Genomic DNA, 21874 nt, shown 5'->3' with positions numbered 1-21874 from the left:
CGAAATGGTGGTCTGACCCTAATTCGGTATGACCCCTTGATTTTGTCTTGGCAGACTACGTTGACCCCTTCCCGTTGGTCAAGTGGTCAGGCCAATTTGGTATCCTTGCCCGCTGGATTCCCGCCTTCGCGGGAATGACGTGGCCACGCCCGACGTGGCCCCACACCGTGACGGGAGCCTCATGAACCAGCTCGACCTGAAGGGCCGCACCGCCGTTGTGACCGGGGGCGCGGCGGGAATCGGATTCGCCATCGCCCAGCGCCTGACCGCCAGCGGGGCGCGCGTAAGCCTGTGGGACCGCGATGCGAAGGCGCTCGCCGAGGCCGCGAAGGCGATCGGCGGCACGACGCACACCGCCCAGCTCGACGTCTCGGACGAAGCGCAGGTGCAGCGCGCGCTGAAGGAGACGCTGGCGGCGATGAGCAAGGTCGACGCCATGGTCTGCAGCGCGGGCATCACCGGTCCCAACATGAAAGTCTGGGACTACCCCCTCGCCGACTGGAAGCAGGTGCTGGACATCAACTTGACCGGCGTCTTCCTCTGCAACAAGACTCTGGCGCCGCACATGTCGGCCAACAACTACGGGCGCATCGTGAACATCGCCTCGGTCGCCGGCAAGGAAGGCAACCCCAACGCGAGCGCCTATAGCGCCTCGAAGGCGGGCGTGATCTCGCTCACGAAGTCGCTCGGCAAGGAGCTCGCCGGCACGGGCGTGCGCGTGAACTGCGTGACGCCGGCCGCCGTGAAGACCGGCATGTTCAGCCAGATGACACAGGCGCACATCGACTTCATGCTCTCGAAGATCCCGATGGGCCGCTTCGGCGAGGTCGACGAGGTCGCCGCGCTCGTCGCCTGGCTCTGCACCGAGGACTGCTCGTTCTCCACCGCCGCCGTCTTCGACCTTTCCGGAGGGCGTGCTACGTACTAGTACGAGGCAAAACAGGGGGTGGAAAGGGTAGAATCGCGGTCTCATCGATCGAGGTTCGCCATGAAGAACAAGACTCTCCTGCTCGCCGCCACGCTCTTCGCCGCCTCGCCGGCCTTCGCCCAGGTCGAGGTCTGCGACATCCTCAAGATCGAAGAGGTCAACACGATCACGGTGCAGGTCGCGACCAAGACGAAGACCCAGCCCACGAAGGACGGCAAGGAGTGCCAGTACTTCGACGCCAAGCAGAAACCGGTGCTGACGCTGGAAGTGCGCGGCGCGAAGCTTCCGAAGGCCGAGCTCGACGTCGAGGCGGAGAACCTGCAGAAGATCTACCGCACGTCGGTGAAGCCGGTGGAAGTCGGCGACGGCGGATTCTGGCTCACCTCGAAGCAGGAGCTCTTCTTCCGCAAGGCGAAGAACATCGTGCGCATCGTGATCGCCCCCGCCCCCGACGCCAAGACCACGCAGGCGCGCAGCGAAACCATCGCCCGCCTCGTCGAGTCCCGCCTGAAGTGATCCGCGGCGCCGCCTGGCGCCTCGCTGCCGGTCTCGCGCTGCTGGCTGCGGCGATCGGCGCCCACGCCGCGCCCGAGCCGCTTCGCATCGGCTCCAAGCGCTTCACCGAATCGTATGTGCTGGGCGAGGTCCTCGTGCAGGCCGCCTCGCGCGCCGGCGTGCCCGCGGAGCACAAGCCCGGCCTCGGCAACACGGCGATCCTCTTCGCGGCGCTGCGCAGCGGCTCGATCGACGCCTATCCCGAATACACCGGCACCATCGCCGCCGAGATCCTCAAGTCTTCCGGACCGCTCGATCTCGCCACGATCAACGCGCGTCTCGCGCCGCTCGGCGTCGCGGCCACGGTGCCGCTCGGTTTTTCCAACAGCTACGCGATCGGCGTTCGCGAGGACGAGGCCCTGCGAGGCAATCTCGTGACGCTCGGCGATCTCGTGCGCGCGCCCCGTCTCGCGCTCGGCCTCTCGCACGAGTTCCTCGGCCGCCGCGACGGTTGGCCCGGGCTCAAGGCGGCGTACAGCCTGCCGCACTCGCCCACGGCGCTCGATCACGGCCTCGCCTACGAGGCCCTGAATGCCGGGCAGGTCGCCGCGATCGACGTCTACACGACCGATGCCAAGCTCGCGCGCGGCAACATCGTGCTGCTCGAGGACAACAAGAAATTCTTCCCCCGCTACGACGCGGTGATCCTGCATCGCGCCGACACGCCGAAGCACTACCCGATGGCCTTCGCCGCGTTCGCCGGGCTGGAGGGCCGCATCGACGAGGTCACGATGCGTTCGCTCAACGCGCGCGCCGAGATCGACCACGTGCCGTTCGCCGAAGTGGCGCGCACCTTCCTCGATGCCACTCCGACGACGGTTGGCACCGGTGGGCAGCGCGGGTTGTGGAAAGCGATCTTCGCGCCGGACTTCGGGCGCCTCACGCGCCAGCACCTGGTGCTGGTGTTCGGGTCGCTGTTCGCCGCGGTGCTCGTGGGCGTTCCGCTCGGCATCCTCGCCGCCAAGGTCCGCGCCGTCTCGCAGCCGGTGCTCGCGGTGACCGGCATCGCGCAGACCATTCCGTCGCTCGCCCTCCTCGCGATCCTGATCCCGATCACGGGCACGATCGGCGCGGTGCCGGCGTTGATCGCGCTGTTTCTCTATGGGCTGCTGCCCATCGTGCGCAACACGCATGCCGGGTTGCTCGGCGTGTCGAAGGGGCAACGCGACGCCGCCCGCGCCCTGGGACTGAAGCCGGGCACGATCCTCGCGCGCATCGAGCTGCCGCTGGCGCTGCCCACGATCCTCGCCGGCATCAAGACCGCCGCGGTGATCGGCGTGGGCACCGCGACCATCGCCGCCTTCGTCGGCGCCGGAGGCTACGGCGAGCGCATCGCGCAGGGCCTGGCCCTCAACGACAACGAGGCGCTGCTCGCCGGCGCCATTCCCGCGGCCGTGCTGGCGTTGCTGGTGCACGGTATCTTCGAAGTCATCGAACATCTCGCAGGACAGCACACATGGAACTCCAGCCAGGACGACTGACCCTCCCGCAGCTCGCGGAGTTCGCGCGCGCGCCGCAGCCGCTCACGCTCGGTGCCGCGAGCCGCAGCGCGCTTTCGGCCGGTGCGAATGCCGTCGCCGCGATGGTGCGCGCCGGAAAGCCCGTCTACGGGATCAACACCGGCTTCGGGAAGCTCGCGCAGACGCACATCCCCGACGACCAGCTCAATCTCCTCCAGCGAAATCTCGTGCTCTCGCACAGCGTCGGCGTCGGAGCGCCCCTCGCGGACGGCGTCGTTCGCCTCGCGATGCTGCTCAAGGTGGCGAGCCTCGCGCGTGGATATTCCGGCGTTCGGCCCGAGGTCGTCGACGCGATGCTGGCGTTGCTCGCCGCCGAGGTCTATCCGGAGATTCCGTCGAAAGGCTCCGTGGGCGCCTCCGGCGATCTCGCGCCGCTCGCGCACATGAGCGCCGTGCTGATCGGCCTCGGACGCGCCCATCACAAGGGCAAGGCCGTCTCGGCCGAGGAGGGCCTTCGCATCGCGGGCCTCAAGCCGCTCACGCTCGGCCCGAAGGAAGGCCTGGCGCTGCTGAATGGAACGCAGATCTCCACCGCGCTGGCGCTCACCGGCCTCTTCGCGATCGAGAACGTGTTCGCCGCGGCGATGGTCGCCGGCGCGATGAGCGTGGACGCCGCGATGGGCAGCGATACGCCTTTCGATGCGCGCATCCATGAGCTGCGCGGACATCTGGGGCAGATCACGGTCGCCGCGCAGTACCGGAAGCTCCTTGCGCAAAGCGCGATCCGCGCCTCGCACGTCACCGGCGACGACAAGGTGCAGGACCCCTACTCGCTTCGTTGCCAGCCGCAGGTGATGGGCGCGTGCCGTGATGTGATCGATGGCGCAGCGGCCACGCTGCTGCGCGAAGCCAACGGCGTGACCGACAACCCGCTCGTGTTTCCCGAGACCGGCGAGTCGCTCTCGGGCGGCAACTTCCACGCAGAGCCAGTCGCCTTCGCGGCCGACCACCTCGCGCTCGCCATCGCGGAGATCGGCGCGCTTTCGGAGCGGCGCATCGCGCTGCTGATCGACTCGTCCATCAGCGGCCTTCCGCCTTTCCTCACCGCGGCTTCGGGCGTGAACTCCGGCTTCATGATCGCGCACGTGACGGCGGCGGCGCTCGCGTCCGAGAACAAGTCGCTCGCACACCCGGCTTCCGTTGATTCGCTCCCGACGTCGGCCAATCAAGAGGATCACGTCTCGATGGCGACCTTCGCGGCGCGCCGTCTCGGCGACATGGCGGACAACACGTGCGGCATCGTGGCGATCGAGCTGCTCGCCGCGGCGCAGGGCATCGATTTCCGCCGGCCGCTCAAGACTTCGGCTCCGCTCGAGAAGGCCCACGCCATCATTCGCGGCGTGGCGGAGCACCTCGACGGCGACCGCTTCCTGGCCCATGACATCGAAGCGGTGAAGCCGCTTGTAGCGCGGGGCGCGTTCAAGGCGCTGGCGGGGTAGCGAGGTGGAAGCGCCGGTCCGATCGCTCCAGTCGATGATTTTCTCGGTGGTCCTGAGGATCATCGGCTCGGCGATCGTTGTCGGGGTAATCCTCGTCCTGGGGATCCTGAGCGCCATTCCCTATGGAGGCGGCGGGGAATTCCTGTCGCTGCTGAAACCCACGGTGCCCCTGCTCTGCATCTGGATCGGGTATCCGTTCGTGATGTACTTCGCGACGCCGGCGGGCAAGGGACGGGCGTTGGCGTCGTTCGTCGCGCTCCTCGCCGTAGCCTGGTGGTTCGCGTTTGGACAGCCGCATTGGGCGACCGACAGGCGCATGGCGCTTCGGGAGGAGGCCGTCGCGCTCTGCCGATCACAACCCGCGGGTACTCCGGAAGACTACAAAGTCGACGGCATCCTCGACGGCGCAGGCGCCTTGCACGGCGAGGAACTCCTCTCGCTGTTGACGACGCGGGGCATCCGTTCCGTCGCCCTGGGGCCCGGGCTTGGGAGCTCGTCTCCCGGTGTCTTCAACGGATCGGAGCGCCACGTGTTGCGCGTCCCGGACGGCGCCCAGTACGTGAAGCTCGAGTTGGTCGATCGCGATGATCGGCGATGTGCACCGGACGCGGCGTCCCGGCTGGGACTCTACTTCGAGGGCCCGCCTTTCACGCCACGGACGTGCCTCGCAACAACGCCGTCCGTCGCGAACCCGGTCTCCCATGTCCTGCGCAGCGAACCGCTCGCAGGGCACCGAGGCATGATCCGATGGTCACTCGTCGAGCAGGCGTCGGGGCGCGTCCGCGTCGGAATCGCGTCGGGCGATGAGCCGGGTCCCCCGATGAGGCAGGACTCCCGTGACGAGGCCGACTGGAAAAGCGTGGGAGACAAGGGCCGCATCAACTGCCGCAGTCCCTACAGCTCGATGTTGCAAACGCTTTGGGGACCGTTCACGCCCAGCCCGGCGTTGCTACTCTCGCGCCGCCCCGTCCCGGCCTCCGTTCCCTTCGAGGGCGCCGCCGCGCCCGATCTCCGGTTCCGGCAGGAGAAGCCCGAGTTGTCCAACCGGGAATGGAGCGACATCGTCAACGGACCCTCCTGGACCGAGGCGTACGAGCAAGCCGCGCGCACCGGATGGGGAAACTATCGCGGTGCGCTGGTTCGCCCCGTATCCGGAGAGTTGATCGAGCTGGGTGTGCTGGACAGAAGCGTCCCACGGCAAGTCCTGGCGCTGGCCGACGGCTTCATCGAGGTGCAGGCCATCGCTCGGTACACGAATGTCCGGGTCATCCGATACGACCTCGAAGGACGCGCGCTCTGGCATGGCGTGATGAAGCATCCGCCGCCGGGTCCCGACGAGCTCGTGCGGTTCGATCCCATGGCGCTCGCGGTACGGGACGGTGACCTCGTCGTCTACGGCTTCAAGCGCTTCGGGCAGCCGCAGAAAACCGAGGTCTACGTCTGGCGCACGGCGCTTCGCTGAGTCAGCCTTTGCGCGCGGTCACCGGCAGCGCGTTGGGCGCCGCGTTGCCGGACAACGCATCCACGCCCTCCTCATCCGAGACGTCGTTGTAGCTCGCACCCAGGACCAACGAGGCATTGGCGAGGCGCGTGCCGGGCGTGGCCTGGCCGAAGCCATGCGGAAGACAAACCGTGTCGGGCATCACGCGATCGGTGACCTTGGCGGTGACGCGAACCTCGCCGACGCGCGATGCGAGCGCCACCTGCCCGCCGTCCTCGATGCCCCGCGCAGCCGCGTCGTCGGGGTGGATCCAGAGCTGGTCGCGGCGCGGGCCCTTCGTGAGGCGATGCGAGTTGTGCATCCAGGAGTTGTTGCTGCGCAGGTGCCGGCGGCCGACCAGCTTGAGTCCGCCGGGCTTGTCTCCGAGCAGCTCCGCATTCACGCGCTGCAGGTCGGCGACGAAGGCTTCGGGCGCGCAAGCGATCTTCCCGTCCGGCGTCTCCAGGCGCTGCATCAACGACGGCGCGAGCGCCCCGAGGTCCACGCCGTGCGGAGCGTCCTTCAGGGACTCCATCGACACCTTGTCCTTCTGCGGCCCTTGCTTGAGCGCCATGCCGACCAGCACTGAAGGAGGCGGCATGGCCTTGTACTCGACGCCGGCCGCTTTCGCGTACGCGGCACCGAGTGCGTTGTAGATCTCCCAGTCGAACTTCGCGTCGGCCGGTTTCGCGAACACCGGCGCGTTGTAGCGCGCGACGTTGCGCACCGCGAACGCATTGAAGACCACGTCGTAGTTCTCGTGGGCCAGCATCGACGCGGGCGGCAGGATCACGTGCGCATGCCGCGTCGTCTCGTTGATGTAGATGTCGATCGAGGCCATGAACTCGAGGCCGGCGAACGCACGATCGAGGCGCCGTCCATTGGGCGTGGACGACACGGGGTTGCCCGCCATCGTGAGCATCGCTCGGATCTGCCCTTCGCCGGGCGTCTCGATCTCCTCGCTCATCGCCGCCGCCGGCAGCTCGCCGCCGAAGATCGGGCGGCCGCCCACGCGGCTCTTCGACTTGCCCCAGTTGCCGGGACGCGTGCCGGGCCCGGTCATCGCCACCGCGGGCAGCGTGGGCATCGCGCCACCGACGGCATCGAGATTCCCCGTGACGATGTTGAGCACCTGGATCAGCCATTGGCAGACCGTGCCGAACGGTTGCGTCGAGACACCCATGCGCCCGTAGACGACCGCCGAGGAAGCGTCGCGGAGCTCCCGGGCGATCGTGCGAACCTCCGTCGCCGAGATTCCCGTGCACGCCACGGCTTCCTCGACACCGAAGGCCCGGATCGCGGCCAGCGCCGCTTCAAGCCCACCGAGCTTGTCGCCATAGCGCTCGACACGCGGGGGCCCCAGCTCGAGCACCGCATTCACGAGCGCCAGCAGGAACGCCGCGTCGGTGCCAGGACGAATGAAATGGTGCCGCGTGGCCACCTCGGCCGTGTCGGTGCGCACCGGATCGATCACGACGACCTTGCCGCCGCGATCGCGGATCGCCTTCAGCCGCTTCGCCACATCCGGCACTGTCATCAGGCTGCCGTTCGAAGCGAGCGGGTTCGCGCCCAGCATCAGCCAGTACGCCGTTTGGTCGATGTCGGGAATCGGCAGCATGAACATGTGGCCGAACATCTCGCGCGCCACGACGTGATGCGGGAGCTGGTCCACGGAGGTCGCGGAGAAGCGGTTGCGCGTCTGCAGCGCGCGGATCATCGCCGGCGCATTGAGGATGCTGCCGACGTGATGCGCGTTCGGATTGCCGAGGTAGATGCCGAGCGCGTTGGGTCCGTGTGTCTTCTGGATCGCGGCGAAGCGATGGGCCACGAGGTCGATCGCCTCGTCCCACGCCATCGGCTCCCACTCGCTACCCTGCCGCCGCATGGGCGTGCGCAGCCGATCGGGATCGTGGTGGATGTCGATCAGCGCGACCGCCTTCGGGCAGACGTGGCCGCGGCTGAAGGGATCGTCCTTGTCGCCCTTCACGCTGACGATCTCTTCGCCGCGCGTGCGGATCTCGAGGCCGCAGATCGCCTCGCACAGGTGGCAGGCGCGGTACGTTGTCTTCGCTTCGGTCTCGGGCCGATCGTCGGGCATGGGTTCCTCCACGCGGGAGTCTATCCCTTCAGTAGAGGGCCCGGACGCCGTGCCACAGGTAGTCGCGCTCGCGGGAAGCCTCCGCGTCTTCAGGACGGTCCACGGCAAGGCGCACCATGACGAGCTGCTTGGGAACGTCGACGTAGATCGCCTGGCCCCTCAGCCCGCGAAAGCAGAACACCCCGGGCTTGGGATCGAGCCAGAGCTGGTATCCGTAGCCGAAGTAGAAATTGGCGACGCGAGGCTGCGTTGCCGGCAGCTGCGCAGTGGTCATCTCCGTCCAATATTGCCGCGACAGGATCGCCTCGGTTCCGCGCGCCGTGCCGCGATTGGCCAGCAGCAGGCCGAGCCGCCCGTAATCGCGCAACGTCGCGGCAAAGAACCCGTAGAAGCTCTCGACACCGTGCCGGTCCACCATCCACGCGGCGTCGCCTTCGGCACCCAGCCGGCTCCACAGCCGGCGCTCGGTGAACGCGGTCACGTCCTGGCCCGTCACGGCGCGAAGCACATGGCCCAGCGCCATCGTGTCGCCGCCGGAGTAGCTGAAGCGGCTGCCCGGCGTCCACTCCTGCTCGCGGTGGGCCGCCAGCAGCGCCAGGCTGCTCTCGCAGCCGCGGTGGCGCACGTGGCAGTCGGAGAGTTTCAGCAAGTCGGAGCTCGAGCTGCCCGTCGGAGCGTCGTCCCAGCGCGCGCCCGAGGTCATGGTGAGAAGCTGGCGCAGGGTGGCCTTGCCGTACGCGCTGTCGCGAAGCTGCGGCACGTAGCTGGCCGCCGTGTCGTCGAGGCTGAGGATCAGGCCGTCCTCGAGAGCGATGCCGACCAGGATGGCGGTGACCGTCTTCGCCATCGAGAACGACAGGAAGCGCTGGTCGGGCGTGCGATCGTACTGGTACTTCTCGAACACGATCTTCCCGTCCTTGATGACCAGCAGCGCCGTCGTGCGCGTCTTCTCGAGGTACTCGGAGAGCGTGGGATTCCGCCCCTTGAAGGCATACGTCGCCTTGTCGGGGTCGATCGGGGTGCCGCGCGGCAATTCCCAAACCGGCCCCGATCTCGCGACGCGCTTCGAAGCGAAGACCTTGTCGGGATGGCTGGCCGCGTCGACGATGAATGCTTCCTGCAGGCCAGTATCGGGGGTGCCACGGGAATAGCCGAACGGGCCGCGCAGCTCGGCCTTATCGGTTTCTGCGTGGGCACCGCACGCGATGGCCACGCCGATCGCGAGAGTGACCGCGCTACGCAACGTGAACGCCCTCGTAGTGCTCGACGGTCGGGAACGGATCGTAGAAGTGGTGCAGGAGCGCCTTCCACCTCAGGTATTCGGGCGAGCCCCGGAAGCCGACCGTGTGGTCCTCGAGCGTGGCCCACCGCACCAGCAGCAGGTAGCGGCTGCGATTCTCGACGCAGCGTTGCAGCTCGAGCCCGTTGAAGCCTTTCATCGAAGCGATGATGGCCTTCGCCTCGCCGAAGGCCGCTTCGAAGTCGGCCTCCTGTCCGGGTTTCACATCCAGGACTGCGGATTCCAGGATCATTTCGTCAGAGCCTGATGAAGTACGGCAGGGCCGTGAGGACGACGCCGATCACCACGAGAACGATCGTGTTGGAGACGAAGTAGGGGTAGACCATGAGCGCGATGCCGCAAACCATCGGCACGATCGCGGCCTGTTTCTTCCCGTACATGAAGTAGCCGAGGCCAATGGCCCCGAACACGATGCTCCAGAAGATCACCGCAGGGGACGGGAGATCGATCATCGCCTAGCGTTCGGTGGCGAGGCGAGCGGCATGGCAGCGCAAGTGATCGGAGATGAAGGTCTGGATGAACCAGTAGCTGTGGTCGTAGCCTTCGTGCTCCCGCAACCTCGGGGCGATCCGTGTCCCGTCGCAAGCGGCCACGAACTTCTCGGGCTGCAATTGCGTGCGAAGGAATTTGTCGCCGAGGCCCTGGTCGATGAGGATCTCGCCCGCGAACCCCGAGCCCTTCGCCAGCGCCGTCGCATCGAACGAGGCCCACGCCGCGCGATCGGCCCCGAAGAACTTCGAGAAGGCCTTCTCGCCCCACGGCACCTGCGAGGGCGCCACGATGGGAGCGAAAGCAGAAACGCTCCGATACTCGCCGGGATTGCGCAGCGCACAGACCAGGGCGCCATGCCCGCCCATCGAGTGGCCCATGATCGCCTGGCGTTCGACGTCGGCCTGGAAATTCGCGCCGATCACGCGCGGCAGCTCCTTCGTGACGAAGCTGTACATCCGATAGTTCGCGCTCCACGGCGCCTGGGTCGCGTCCACGTAGAAGCCCGCGCCGATGCCGAAGTCCCAGCTCTCGTCGTCGCCGGGGATGCGCGCCTCGCGCGGGCTCGTGTCGGGAGACACCAGCATCAATCCCAGCTCGGCGGCCACGCGCTGCGCGCCCGCCTTGATCATGAACGTCTCTTCGGTGCATTCGAGGCCGGCGAGGAAGTAGACGACGGGCACGCGGCGCGTCTGGGCCTGAGGCGGACGGAAGACCGAGAAGCGCATCGGCGTCGCGCACTCCTGCGACGCCACGCGATACGAGCCCTGCACCCCGCCGAAGCAGGGCCGCTCGCCGAGGATCTCGAGGGCCATCAGTTCACCTTCAATTCGTACTCGACGTCCTGCTCGAGGCCGTTGGCGATCACGCTGCCGTAGCGAGCCGTGAACTTGATCACGTGCCGCCCCTTCGAGGGAGGCGTCACCAGCAGCCAGTAGCCGTCCGATGCCGAGGGGTAGGGCTCCGCCTTGCCGAGCATGGGCGAGACCTTGCCGTAGACGTCGAAGCACTCCTGCGAGGAAACGCGAAAGCGCTTGGGATTCGCTATGGGTACGCCGTCGATCTCCGCGGTGAGCTCCAGGGCATCCGTCATCTTCAGCCTCGCCCCGGCACGTGCCGCGTCGCAGGTGCGCGAGCGATCGCCCTTTTGCAGGATCGGGAAGAAAAGGAACTTGCCCGCCGGCACCTCGCAGGTACGCCGCACCTTCGAGGAGCCAAAGCCACCGGCGAGGAACCACACGTCGCCGTTCTGCCCGGCCGCGCAGTTGGCGCCGGTCGGATCGTTCACGGGACTCGACGACCCTGGCACCGACATCGCCCACTGCCACCACTGCACCGTGAGTTGCTCGGGCGTGCGGTTGGGCAGGCCGGTACCCGGCGCCACCACGTCGGCGGCCGCGATGGTTGCTACCAGCAGTCCCAGCGAGGCAAGGAGGATTCGCATACCCGCATGATAGCGGGCCGATTATTTCCGGACGAGCGCGAGGCGCACCACCGGCCGCGTCGGCTTCCGGCGCGCGATGACCTCGAACCCGGCCTGGTCGAACATGCCCTTCGTTCCGAACCAGAGGTTGACGTCGTTCTGCGCCCCCTTCTTGTCCACGGGATAGCCCTCGACCAACCTCGCGCCGTGCTTCTTCGCATACGCGATGCCACCCTCCAGCAGCGCATGCGCCACGCCCTGCCCGCGGTATTCGGACGGCACGACGAAACAGATCACCGACCACGTGGGCTTGCCGTCCACCGGTTTCATGATCGGGCTCTTCTCGAGGCGCTTGAAGTCCTCGCGCGGGCCGAGGGAGATCCAGCCGACCGGCGTCTTCCCGCGGTAGGCGATGAGGCCCGGCGGCGTGCCGGAATCGGCGATCGCCTTCAGCTCGGCGCGATTCGCCTTCGACTGCGTCATGCCCTTCGGCAGCTCGCGCTTGCCGCTGTGGCGATACGCCATGCACCAGCACATCTTCGCGATCGAGCAGCCCTTCGCGGCGAAGATCGCTTCGAGATCGGGCCAGCGCCCGGGCGTGAGCGGACGGATCGTGAGTTTCGCGCTCATGTCTCCGCCCGCCGTGACGACTAGAACACCACCACGGCCCGGATCGATTCCCCGGCATGCATGAGGTCGAAGCCCTTGTTGATGTCCTCGAGCTTCAGCGTGTGCGTGATCAGCGGGTCGATCGAGATCTTGCCGTCCATGTACCAGTCCACGATCTTCGGCACGTCGGTGCGGCCGCGCGCGCCGCCGAAGGCCGTGCCCTTCCAGGTGCGCCCGGTCACGAGCTGGAACGGCCGCGTCTTGATCTCCTGGCCCGAGCCCGCCACGCCGATGATCACCGACACGCCCCAGCCGCGGTGGCAGCACTCGAGCGCCTGGCGCATCACGTCCACGTTGCCGATGCACTCGAAGGAGTAGTCCGCGCCGCCGTCGGTGAGCGCCACGAGGTGCGCGACGAGATCGCCCTCGACCTCCTTCGGGTTCACGAAGTGCGTCATGCCGAACTTCTCGGCCATCGCGCGGCGCCCCGGGTTCAGGTCCACGCCGACGATCTTGTTGGCGCCCACCATGCGCGCGCCCTGGATCACGTTGAGCCCGATGCCGCCGAGACCGAACACGACGACATTCGCGCCCGCCTCCACCTTCGCCGTGTTGATCACCGCGCCGATGCCCGTGGTGACGCCGCAGCCGATGTAGCAGACCTTGTCGAAGGGCGCGTCCTCGCGGATCTTCGCGAGCGCGATCTCCGGCAGCACCGTGTGGTTGGCGAACGTGGAGCAGCCCATGTAGTGGTAGATGGGCTGGCCGTCCAGGGAAAAGCGCGACGAGCCGTCGGGCATCAGGCCCTTGCCCTGCGTGGCGCGGATGGCGGTGCAGAGGTTGGTCTTGCGCGACAGGCAGGATTTGCACTGCCGGCATTCGGGCGTGTAGAGCGGAATGACGTGGTCGCCCTTCTTCAGCGTCGTGACGCCGGGGCCGACATCCACCACCACGCCCGCACCCTCATGGCCGAGGATGGCGGGAAAGATGCCTTCGGGGTCCGCGCCGGAGCGCGTGAATTCATCGGTGTGGCAGAGGCCGGTGGCCTTGATCTCCACCAGCACCTCGCCGGCCTTCGGGCCTGCGAGCTCCACCGTCTCGATCGTCAGGGGTGCGCCGGCCTTCCAGGCCACCGCAGCGCGCGTCTTCATGGTCGTTTCCTCCGACCCAGAAGCTTACTTCAAGCGCGCTACAGCGGGAGCCAGGTGAAGCCGTCGCCCGAACGGAAATACACGCGCGTCGCCTGGGCGTAGATCGACGTCTCGGGGACGAAGCCGAAGTAGCGGCTGTCGCGGCTGTTGCCGCGGTAGTCGCCCATCACGAACACGTGGCCGGCGGGGATGCGAATCGGCCCCACGTCCGGCCCGCCACCGCTCTTCAGCTCGAGCCGGGTCTTCTCGTCGTGGGCCACGCCGCCGATGTACACGCGGCCGGCGCGGACCTCGAGGACATCGCCCCCCACCGCGACGATGCGCTTGATGAGGCGAACGCCGTCGTCGGGCGCGTCGAAGATCACCACGTCGCCGCGGGCCGGTGCCTCGCCCTTCGTGAGCTTCGCGAGCGTGAAAGGCACGCGAAAGCCATAGGCCCGCTTGTCCACCACCACCCGGTCGCCCGGGAAGAGCGTGTTCTCCATCGAGCCGCTCGGCACGATGTAGTGGTCCGCGAACGACGAGCGGGTGACCAGCAGGCCCAGCATGAAGAGGATGAAACCGAGGTTCTGGCGGATCAGGCGCATGGATCTCTCCTGTCGATGCCGGTTGGACGGCGCGACGGCAGCGCGCGGATTCACCCGCGCCTAGTTCCCCTGCTTCTCCCCGTAGCTCTTGAAGGCTTCGACCGATTCCGTCTTGGGCGGCGTCCAGAGCACGACCCACTCCTCGGCGTTGATGCGGGCCCTCAGGGCTTCGCGCTGGGAGAGGAAGGTCTCGCGCGCCTTTGCGTTCAGCCCATCGGCGCGGGCGAAGAGGATTTCGAAATCGGCTCGCGTGGCACCGTGGTTCTCGAAGGCGACGAAGGCGTCCTTCTCGAGCGCCGTGCGGTCCGCCGTGTAGGACTTGAGGTCCGTCTCGATCGCGTCGAAGGTGCGGCTCACCGCTTCGCGCCGCAGGTCGTCCTGGATCGCATTGTTCGCCCGCTCGCGGAGGTCCCGGACCTGCTGGCCCGTGTGGAACAGGCCCGAGCTGCCGCCCATGGCGCCGCCGATCAGCAGCGTGCCGAGGAAGATGATGATGAGGGCCTGGCCGCGCTGGCTGCGTCGAAGGGTCGCCATGTCAGCGTCCCGACGCGACGAGGGCCGCGCGTTCGTACTTGGAGAGGTGTTTCCACTCCTCGGCCGTCGTGGCCGCGGTCATCTGCAGGTGGATGTCCAGGACGCGCGTGCGCGCGGCCTTGCGCTCGAGGTCGAACTGGTCGAGCCGCTCGGCGAGCTGCGAACGCTGCACGTCGCGGCGCGCGTTCATCATGCGAAGGTCCAGCTCGAAGTTCTCGAGGGTCGTGCGAAACCCCACCAGCTCGGACTCGAGGCGGCCGATCGAGGCCTGCACGATCGCGGCGCGGTTGGCATCGGTCACGGTCCTGGGCACCGCTTCGCTCATCTCGCGAAGCTCCTTCACGATCCTCTGCTGCTGCTTCTCGGGACCTGTCGCGCGGCTTGCACAGCCGGCGGCGGTGAGGACGAGGGCGGCGAGGGCCGCGGTGAAGGCAAGGACAAGGCGTGCGCGTGGAACTCGGTTCATTCGGCTTCCGGTATCGGGGATTCGAGCAGCCATCGTATCGCAGCCTCGCGCTCGGTGAAGTTGCGCACGTTCACGCCGCGGTTGAGGGCGACCGTCTCGGCGAAGGCGGCCCGGCCCGGCTTGTCGGGCGAGCTCTCCAGGTACGCAAGCTTGCGCAGTCGCGTTCCCGAAGCGCTGCGATCCGAGATCACGCGGAGGATGCTCGTCATGTCGAGGCTGGGGCCGGTGAACGCCAGCTCGAGCAGCACCTCGTAGCGGTTCAGGCGACGGCACGCGTCGCCCACCTCCTTCAACGCCCGCAGCGTGTTCTCTTCCGTGCGATCGCCGCGCACGATGGCATCCACATAGCCGGGCCGCTCCTCGACGATGAATTCGTACTCGGGCATGGGTCAGGCCGCGCGGGTCACCCGCGGGATCGGCGAAGGCAGCGCGAAACGCTCCGGCTTCGCGGGACACATGCCGCAATGCGATTCCTCTTCGCGATCGAAGAAGGCCTGGAGCTCCGCGTCCGTGCAGCCGGGCTCGAGCGGGGCGTAGCCGAGATAGGGCTTCCACGCTTCGGACAGGCCGTACTTCTCGTGCTGCATGCCGAGGTAGGCCAGCGGAGCGCACTTCCAGATGCGGCCTTCGAAAACCTGCGGGCAGACCTTGGCCGTGCAGTGCTCCCAGCTGCTGCGCGGCTGGCGGTCGTCGTACGGCTCCATCGCCGCGCCGAAGCCCTTGTAGCGCCGCGTCCACTGCCCGACGGAGGGATAGATCACGAGATGCGTGCCGTGCTCGCGCTGCCATTCGCCGAGCAGCTCGTACACCGGCGCCAGCTTCTCGCGATACTCCGGCCCGTCGTGGTGGACGGAGAGGCGAAGCGCGGCGTTGCCGTGCTCGCGAAGGGCGCGCGGCAGCTCCGGATGGCGATGCAGGAAGAATCCGTTCGTGACGATGCGCAGGTGGGCCTGCGGGAAATATTCGCGGGAGAGCGCCACGAAGTCGGTCAGCCGCGGGTTGATCGCCGGCTCCCCGCCCAGGAGCGAGAAGATCTGCGGGTCGAGGCGGCCGGCCCAGGGCGAGAGCCACTGCCGCGCCTCGTCGAGGCCGAGCATGCCCTTGTGCCCCTGGTTGGAGTAGTGCGAGCAGCTCTCGCACGTGAGGTTGCAACCGTGCGCGACGTGCAGCTCGAGGTTGACGATGCGTCTCACGGCACGGTCATTCGGTGCGCCACCACGCATCGGTCCCGTCGATGTGGATGAGGAGATCGCCTTCGAGATAACCGCCGTCCGCGGCCCGCAGCCGCAGGCCCGGTGCGACCAGCGCCTCGTAGACCTCTTCCCAGTCATCCCACTGCGCGGAGTCGTCGGACTCGTTCGCCTTCAGCAGCGCCAGCTCCTGCGCGAAGAGCGCGCGCACTTCCTCGAAGGCCATGGACGGGCGGAATGCCCCGGCCTGCCACGGAAAATCCGCCGCCTCGGGCTTGATCTCGATGCTGCCCAGGAGGACATCGCCCCGGACCAGGTCCAGGCTCACGGGCATCTTGCGGCTCGACATCGCTTGCTCCTTCTTCGTTGTTCTTGTGGGTACGGAGTTCACAGGCCCAGGTCGGACAGCCCGGGATGATCGGCGGGGCGCGCTCCCGCGGGCCAGCGGAACTTGCGCTCGGCCTCGGTGATCGGCAAATCATTGATGCTCGCATGGCGCTGGCGCATGAAACCGTGCTCGTCGAACTCCCAGTTCTCGTTGCCGTAGGAGCGGAACCACTGCCCGGCGGTGTCGTGCCACTCGTAGGCGAAGCGAACGGCGATGCGGTTGCCCTGCCAGGCCCAGACTTCCTTGATGAGCCGGTACTCCAGCTCCTTCGCCCATTTGCGTGTGAGGAACTGCACGATCGCCTCGCGGCCGCTGAAGAATTCGGAGCGGTTGCGCCACGCGCTGTCGGGTGTATAGGCGAGCGACACGCGCTGCGGATCGCGGCTGTTCCACGCGTCTTCGGCGGCGCGGGCCTTCTTCGCCGCGCCCTCGGCGTCGAACGGCGGCAGCGGGGGTCTGGGGTTTTCCATCGATGAAGATCCTCGGAGAGTCGGAAAACTATGCGCCGTTACGACGGCGACGTCATCCGGAACATGTAGAACAGGAAGGCGACGATGATCACGACCTTCCACAGCAGCGAACGCATGTACCACGGCGGTGGCCCGGTCACGTCGGTGTCCGTCGCATCGGGATTGGCCTTCCGGAAATCCTCCGCATATTCCGCGTCGCTGAAGCGCACCTCGACGACGTCCATGTCCGGGTCGAAGCGCACGGGCCAGACGCTCGTGTTCTTGCGCGCCCAGTAGAGGAGGAGGATCCCGAAGAATCCGATGAAGGGCAGCAGCGCCAGCACCCCGAGCTCGAAGAGCCGCCGGATCGCCTTGGGATCGACCACCGCCCGGAGCGCGAACAGCACGAAGTACAGGAACCCGATGTAGACGATCGCCCGCAACAGCAGCATGAGCGGGCTTTTCTCGAGGATCTTGTTCGCGAGCTCGTTGGAGCCGGCGTGGGCCGTGCACATCGGCGCGGTGAGATAGAGCACGTCGCTCTTCATCGTCATGCCGCCCGCGAGGTTGGGCCGCATCGACTTCACGCGGCCCACGCGGCTGGTGGAGCCCTTCAGCGGCTTCGCCTTGCCGCAGCGGGCACAGCGCGGGGGCCAGGAGAACGACTCGACATCCTCGCCGACGGAGACACGGACGACTTCGGTCATGGAAAAACGACTCTTTGGAATGGGGGGGTACGTTTGCGGGATAATCTTGCCATGACCCATCGACGTATCGGCGATACCTCGCGCATCATCCGCGCCCCTCGAGGCAGCACCCTCGCCTGCAAGAGCTGGCTCACCGAAGCCGCCTTCCGGATGATCCAGAACAACCTCGACCCGGACGTGGCGGAAAATCCCGCCGAGCTGGTGGTCTATGGCGGCATCGGCCGCGCCGCCCGCGACTGGGAGTCCTTCGACGCCATCCTCGCCGCCCTGAAGCAGCTCGGCGACGACGAATCGCTCCTCGTGCAGTCCGGCAAGCCCGTCGCGGTCTTCCGCACGCATGCCGACGCGCCGCGCGTGCTCATCGCCAACTCCAACCTGGTGCCGAAGTGGGCCACGTGGGACCACTTCAACGAGCTCGACCGCAAGGGCCTCATGATGTACGGCCAGATGACCGCGGGCTCGTGGATCTACATCGGTTCGCAGGGCATCGTGCAGGGGACATACGAGACGTTTGCGGAAGCCATGCGTCAGCACTACGGCATGGATTCCCGCCTTCGCGGGAATGACGGAAAGGAAGCGGGAACCCAGCCGATCCGATGGATCCTCACGGCGGGCTTGGGCGGCATGGGTGGAGCGCAACCGCTCGCGGCCACGATGGCCGGCGCGTCGATGCTCGCCATCGAATGCCGCCAGTCGCGCATCGACATGCGGCTTCGCACCGGTTACCTCGACAAGCAGGCGGCGACGCTCGATGAAGCGCTCGCGATGCTGCGTGAGACGAAGAGCGCCATCTCCATCGGCCTGCTCGGCAACGCGGCCGACCTCTTCCCGGAGATGGTGAAGCGCGGCATCCGCCCGGACCTCGTCACCGACCAGACCTCCGCGCACGACCTGGTGAACGGCTATTTGCCGTCGGGCTGGAGCGTCGAGCGCTGGGAGGCCGAGCAGAAGACGAACCCGAAGGCGGTCGAAGCCGAAGCGAAGAAGTCGATCGTCCGCCACGTGCAGGCCATGCTCGATTTCCACAAGGCCGGCATTCCCACCGTCGACTACGGCAACAATATCCGCCAGGTCGCGAAGGATGAAGGCGTGGCCGACGCGTTCGCGTTCCCCGGCTTCGTGCCCGCCTACATCCGCCCGCTCTTCTGCGAGGGCAAGGGACCGTTCCGGTGGGTCGCGCTCTCGGGCGACCCGGAGGACATCTACCGGACGGACGAGAAGGTGAAGCAGCTCTTCCCGGACGACGCGCACCTGCACCGCTGGCTCGGCATGGCGAAGGAGCGCATCAAGTTCCAGGGTTTGCCCGCGCGCATCTGCTGGCTGGGCCTGGGACAACGCCACGTCGCCGGCCTCGCCTTCAACGAGATGGTCGCGAAGGGCGAGCTGAAGGCCCCGATCGTGATCGGGCGGGACCACCTGGACACGGGCAGCGTGGCCAGTCCCAACCGCGAGACCGAGTCGATGAAGGACGGCAGTGACGCCGTCTCCGACTGGCCGCTGCTGAACGCGCTGCTTTCCACCGCGGGCGGCGCCACGTGGGTGTCGATCCACCACGGCGGCGGCGTCGGCATGGGCTACTCGCAGCACGCGGGCGTGGTGATCGTATGCGACGGAACGCCGGCCGCGGCGAAGCGAATCGAACGCGTGTTGTGGAACGACCCCGGGATCGGCGTCGTGCGCCACGCGGATGCCGGCTACGAAGATGCACGGGCGGTCGCGCGCCGCGAGGGGCTCAACACCCCGATGCTGCCGCGCTGACCGGCATGCTCCTCACCGAAGCCACCGCACCCCCATACCACTTGCGGCGGGGCTCGAGCCCGCTGATCGTCTCGATCCCCCATGCGGGCACGCTGATCCCCGCCTCCATCGCCCGCACGCTCACCGACGCGGCCGCGATGCGCACCGATACCGACTGGCACCTGCCGAAGCTCTACGACTTCCTCGGGGCGCTGGACGCCACGGTGATCGCGGGCACGCACTCGCGCTATGTCGTGGACCTCAATCGCCCGCGCGACGATACGAACCTCTATCCGGGCCAGGACACCACGGGCCTGTGCCCCGTGGACACGTTCGACCGCCGGCCCCTCTACCGGAATGGCCCTCCCGATCGCAAGGAGATCGAGCGCCGGATCGCGCGCTACTGGGAGCCATACCACTTGCGGCTTGCGTCGGAGATCGCGCGCGTGAAGGCCGAGCACGGGCGAGTGGTCCTATGGGACGCGCACTCGATCGTGGGCGTGGCGCCGCGGTTCTTCGAGGGCCGGCTGCCCGACCTCAACTTCGGCACGGCGGACGGAAAGTCCTGCGCGCCGGGTTTTTCGGCCACTATCGCATCCATGGCGGCCCGGCACCCGTACTCGCATGTGCTGAACGGCCGCTTCAAGGGGGGGTACATCACGCGGCGCTACGGCGCCCCCTCCAACGGCGTGCAAGCCATACAACTCGAAATGGTCCAAGCCATCTACATGGACGAGCACGCGCCCTACCCTTTCCGCGACGATCTCGCGGCCCGGATACGTCCTGTACTGCGGGTATTGCTCGAAACCGCTTCAGGTTGGGCAGAATAGCGGCATGGCGACCGAGGGGACCCGAGAAAAGCAGTCGACGCCCGTGCACCTGCGCACGCGGCTCACCATGGCGTTCGGCCTCTTCGCGCTGGTGGTCGTCTCCGGCCTCGGTACGCTCGCGTGGCACATGTGGAAGTCCACGCCCGGGCAGATCGTCCCGATCCTCCTCACGGCCGGTGCGTTCGTGGTCGCCATTGCCGCGTTCACCGGCTACCTCGTCGCGGGCAAGCTCGCGCGCCCGATGGAGATGTGGGCCAAGGCCGCGGACCGCATCGGCCTGGGCGAGCGCGACGTGGTCTTCCCGTCCTCCGGCGGCTCGCACGAGCTCGCGCGCGTGTCGGCCGCACTTCAGTCCATGTTCCACCGCCTCTCCGAGAAGGAAGAAGCTCTGCAGGCGCGCATCAGCGAGCGCACGGCCGAGCTCCAGTCCGCGACCGAGGCGCTGGCCCTCGAGCGCGAGCGCCTCGCCAACGCCCTCGACGGCTCGCGCATCGCCTATTGGGACCTCGACATTCCCTCGGGCCAGGTGCGCATGTCCGCCGAGTGGTCGCGCTTCCTCGGCGAGGACAAGGGCGAAACCCTCACCACGGTGAAGGATCTCCTGCAGCGCGTTCCCGAGGAGGAGCACGGGCTCCTGTCCGCGCGCATCTTCGCCGTGATGAAGGGCAAGCAGCCGCTCTACGACCTGGACCACCGCGTGCGGCGCAACGACGGCACGTGGATGTGGGTCCGCTCGCGCGGCCGCGTGATGGCGCGCGACGCGAAGGGCCACGCCATCCGCATGATCGGCACGAACGTCGACATCACCGCACGCCACCTCGAGCACGCCGAATGGCGCGCGCGCGAGCAGCGCCTGCGCCGCCTCATGGACGGCGTGGCCTCGGCGATCTGCCATGTCGACCTCGAGGGCCGCATCCTCTTCGCCAACGCGCGCTATCACGAGTACTTCGGCCAGGCCCCGGGCGAGGCCATCGGGCGCACGATCCTCGACGTCGCGAAGACCGAGGGTGCCAGCGCCTTCGAGGAAGCCCTGCCCCAGCTGAAGCAGGGCGAGACGGTGCACTACATCCGCGATGCCCTGTTTGCCAACGGCACGCTCGCGCTCCTCGAGGTGCGCCTGGTTCCCCACCGCGACGAGGCCGGAACGATCGACGGCGTCTACGCGATGCTCACCGACATCTCGGATCGCAAGTGATCGCGAGGCTGTTGGCAGTCGTAGCGCTCGCGGGCGCAGTCGGGTCCGCCGCGGCGCTGGAAGAAGTCCCGTTCGTCACCACGCCGGACAACGTCACGCTGAAGATGCTCGAGATGGCCCGCGTCGGCCCGCGCGACTTCGTGCTGGACCTGGGCTCGGGTGACGGGCGCATCGTGATCGTGGCGGCCAAGCGCTTCGGCGCGCGCGGCATGGGCGTGGAAATCGTGCCGCAGCTCGTGGCCGACAGCCGCGAGAACGCGAAGCGCGCGGGGGTGGCCGACCGTGCCGAATTCCGCGAGCAGGACCTCTTCGCGACCGACCTCGCGCAGGCCAGCGTGCTCACGCTCTATCTCCTGCCCGACGTGAACCTGGAGCTGCGCCCGAAGATCCTCGCGTTGAAGCCCGGCACGCGCGTCGTCTCGCACGACTGGGACATGGCCGACTGGAAGCCGGACCGCACCGAAAAGGTCGCCGCGCCCGACAAGAAGATCGGCCTGGAGAAGTCGAGCCGCGTGCACCTGTGGATCGTGCCCGCCCGGTTGGAGGGCGTGTGGTGCGCGAAGGGCGAGCGCCTCGAGATCGCGCAGCAGTTCCAGAAGGCCCGGGTCGAGGGGCGCGATGCGACGATCCAGGGGACGAAGCTGGTGCTGGCCCAGGGCACGACGCTCGAGCTCGAAGGTGAAAGCCTGCGCGTGACCGCCGCCAAGGGCGACCTCAGTCGGTTGCAATTGCTTACGTTTGCCCGCGCCCAGGGTCAACCCGCCTCCTGCGCCTCCCGTTGAACGGTCAGGACACTTCG

25 protein-coding genes are annotated in these 21874 nt (G+C 67.6%); 9 read left to right on the top strand and 16 right to left on the bottom strand.

Annotated features, from left to right (window positions below; genetic code table 11):
• The first annotated feature begins 181 nt into the window (after positions 1-181).
• Genes DSM104443_RS08460 through DSM104443_RS08440 form a run of 5 tightly spaced genes read left to right on the top strand, consistent with a single transcriptional unit; the run spans position 182 to position 5904 of the window.
• Complete coding sequence (locus DSM104443_RS08460) at positions 182-928, top strand: SDR family NAD(P)-dependent oxidoreductase (protein WP_171091248.1); 747 nt, start codon at positions 182-184, stop codon at positions 926-928.
• A 60-nt stretch (positions 929-988) separates the two neighbouring features.
• A complete protein-coding gene (locus DSM104443_RS08455; RefSeq protein ID WP_171091247.1) occupies positions 989-1444 on the top strand; it encodes a hypothetical protein in 456 nt (151 codons plus the stop codon).
• On the top strand, positions 1441-2964 hold the full coding sequence (locus DSM104443_RS08450; RefSeq protein ID WP_171091246.1) for a glycine betaine ABC transporter substrate-binding protein: 1524 nt from the start codon (positions 1441-1443) through the stop codon (positions 2962-2964). The genes DSM104443_RS08455 and DSM104443_RS08450 overlap by 4 nt, the downstream gene beginning before the upstream one ends.
• Entirely contained in the window at positions 2940-4442 is a 1503-nt protein-coding gene (gene hutH, locus DSM104443_RS08445) for a histidine ammonia-lyase (RefSeq protein WP_171091245.1), read from the top strand. Before DSM104443_RS08450 ends, hutH begins: the two co-directional genes overlap by 25 nt.
• Before the next feature lie 4 nt (positions 4443-4446).
• Positions 4447-5904: a hypothetical protein gene (locus DSM104443_RS08440; RefSeq protein WP_171091243.1), complete on the top strand. Its 1458-nt coding sequence runs from the start codon at positions 4447-4449 to the stop codon at positions 5902-5904.
• A gap of 1 nt (position 5905) precedes the next feature.
• Here the strand turns inward: DSM104443_RS08440 and DSM104443_RS08435 are convergent, their stop codons facing one another.
• From DSM104443_RS08435 to DSM104443_RS08360, 16 genes are read right to left on the bottom strand one after another with little or no spacing between them, the layout of a single operon-like run.
• The gene (locus tag DSM104443_RS08435; RefSeq protein ID WP_171091241.1) at positions 5906-8020 is read right to left on the bottom strand and encodes a molybdopterin-dependent oxidoreductase; all 2115 of its coding nucleotides are present in this window, start codon (positions 8018-8020) and stop codon (positions 5906-5908) included.
• A 28-nt stretch (positions 8021-8048) separates the two neighbouring features.
• The gene (locus tag DSM104443_RS08430) at positions 8049-9263 is read right to left on the bottom strand and encodes a serine hydrolase domain-containing protein (RefSeq protein ID WP_171091239.1); all 1215 of its coding nucleotides are present in this window, start codon (positions 9261-9263) and stop codon (positions 8049-8051) included.
• The gene (locus tag DSM104443_RS08425) at positions 9256-9525 is read right to left on the bottom strand and encodes an antibiotic biosynthesis monooxygenase family protein (RefSeq protein ID WP_246232698.1); all 270 of its coding nucleotides are present in this window, start codon (positions 9523-9525) and stop codon (positions 9256-9258) included. The genes DSM104443_RS08430 and DSM104443_RS08425 overlap by 8 nt, the downstream gene beginning before the upstream one ends.
• A gap of 31 nt (positions 9526-9556) precedes the next feature.
• Entirely contained in the window at positions 9557-9772 is a 216-nt protein-coding gene (locus DSM104443_RS08420) for a hypothetical protein (RefSeq protein ID WP_171091234.1), read from the bottom strand.
• A 3-nt stretch (positions 9773-9775) separates the two neighbouring features.
• Positions 9776-10624: an S-formylglutathione hydrolase gene (fghA, locus tag DSM104443_RS08415; RefSeq protein ID WP_171091233.1), complete on the bottom strand. Its 849-nt coding sequence runs from the start codon at positions 10622-10624 to the stop codon at positions 9776-9778.
• Positions 10624-11253 (bottom strand): hypothetical protein, encoded by a 630-nt coding sequence (locus tag DSM104443_RS08410; RefSeq protein WP_171091231.1) that lies wholly within the window; start codon positions 11251-11253, stop codon positions 10624-10626. Before DSM104443_RS08410 ends, fghA begins: the two co-directional genes overlap by 1 nt.
• 21 nt (positions 11254-11274) lie before the next feature.
• On the bottom strand, positions 11275-11862 hold the full coding sequence (locus DSM104443_RS08405) for a GNAT family N-acetyltransferase (RefSeq protein ID WP_171091229.1): 588 nt from the start codon (positions 11860-11862) through the stop codon (positions 11275-11277).
• A gap of 20 nt (positions 11863-11882) precedes the next feature.
• Positions 11883-12992: an S-(hydroxymethyl)glutathione dehydrogenase/class III alcohol dehydrogenase gene (locus DSM104443_RS08400; protein WP_171091228.1), complete on the bottom strand. Its 1110-nt coding sequence runs from the start codon at positions 12990-12992 to the stop codon at positions 11883-11885.
• 38 nt (positions 12993-13030) lie between these two features.
• Positions 13031-13579: a signal peptidase I gene (gene lepB / locus DSM104443_RS08395; protein ID WP_171091226.1), complete on the bottom strand. Its 549-nt coding sequence runs from the start codon at positions 13577-13579 to the stop codon at positions 13031-13033.
• 60 nt (positions 13580-13639) lie between these two features.
• On the bottom strand, positions 13640-14113 hold the full coding sequence (locus DSM104443_RS08390; protein WP_171091223.1) for a hypothetical protein: 474 nt from the start codon (positions 14111-14113) through the stop codon (positions 13640-13642).
• Between the two features lies 1 nt (position 14114).
• The gene (locus DSM104443_RS08385; protein ID WP_171091222.1) at positions 14115-14579 is read right to left on the bottom strand and encodes a hypothetical protein; all 465 of its coding nucleotides are present in this window, start codon (positions 14577-14579) and stop codon (positions 14115-14117) included.
• Positions 14576-14965, bottom strand: a complete 390-nt coding sequence (locus DSM104443_RS08380) for a hypothetical protein (RefSeq protein WP_171091219.1) — start codon at positions 14963-14965, stop codon at positions 14576-14578. Before DSM104443_RS08380 ends, DSM104443_RS08385 begins: the two co-directional genes overlap by 4 nt.
• Before the next feature lie 3 nt (positions 14966-14968).
• On the bottom strand, positions 14969-15772 hold the full coding sequence (locus DSM104443_RS08375; RefSeq protein WP_212757045.1) for a radical SAM protein: 804 nt from the start codon (positions 15770-15772) through the stop codon (positions 14969-14971).
• Positions 15773-15779: 7 nt separating this feature from the next.
• On the bottom strand, positions 15780-16118 hold the full coding sequence (locus DSM104443_RS08370) for a hypothetical protein (protein WP_171091215.1): 339 nt from the start codon (positions 16116-16118) through the stop codon (positions 15780-15782).
• Positions 16119-16156: 38 nt separating this feature from the next.
• Positions 16157-16627: a nuclear transport factor 2 family protein gene (locus DSM104443_RS08365; protein ID WP_171091213.1), complete on the bottom strand. Its 471-nt coding sequence runs from the start codon at positions 16625-16627 to the stop codon at positions 16157-16159.
• Positions 16628-16665: 38 nt separating this feature from the next.
• Positions 16666-17313: a hypothetical protein gene (locus DSM104443_RS08360; protein WP_171091210.1), complete on the bottom strand. Its 648-nt coding sequence runs from the start codon at positions 17311-17313 to the stop codon at positions 16666-16668.
• 51 nt (positions 17314-17364) lie between these two features.
• Here DSM104443_RS08360 and hutU point away from each other — a divergent pair, with 51 nt between their 5' ends.
• From hutU to DSM104443_RS08340, 4 genes are read left to right on the top strand one after another with little or no spacing between them, the layout of a single operon-like run.
• A complete protein-coding gene (hutU, locus tag DSM104443_RS08355) occupies positions 17365-19071 on the top strand; it encodes a urocanate hydratase (RefSeq protein WP_171091208.1) in 1707 nt (568 codons plus the stop codon).
• Between the two features lie 5 nt (positions 19072-19076).
• Entirely contained in the window at positions 19077-19880 is an 804-nt protein-coding gene (hutG, locus tag DSM104443_RS08350) for an N-formylglutamate deformylase (RefSeq protein WP_171091206.1), read from the top strand.
• Positions 19881-19884: 4 nt separating this feature from the next.
• The gene (locus tag DSM104443_RS08345; protein ID WP_171091205.1) at positions 19885-21075 is read left to right on the top strand and encodes a PAS domain-containing protein; all 1191 of its coding nucleotides are present in this window, start codon (positions 19885-19887) and stop codon (positions 21073-21075) included.
• Positions 21076-21086: 11 nt separating this feature from the next.
• Positions 21087-21857, top strand: coding sequence for an SAM-dependent methyltransferase (locus DSM104443_RS08340; RefSeq protein ID WP_212757043.1), 771 nt, complete (start codon positions 21087-21089; stop codon positions 21855-21857).
• Positions 21858-21874 lie beyond the last annotated feature (17 nt).

The organism is Usitatibacter rugosus, from assembly GCF_013003965.1.
In the GTDB taxonomy this organism is placed as follows: Bacteria; Pseudomonadota; Gammaproteobacteria; order Burkholderiales; family Usitatibacteraceae; genus Usitatibacter; species Usitatibacter rugosus.
This window is presented reverse-complemented; position numbering and strand designations above follow the sequence as displayed.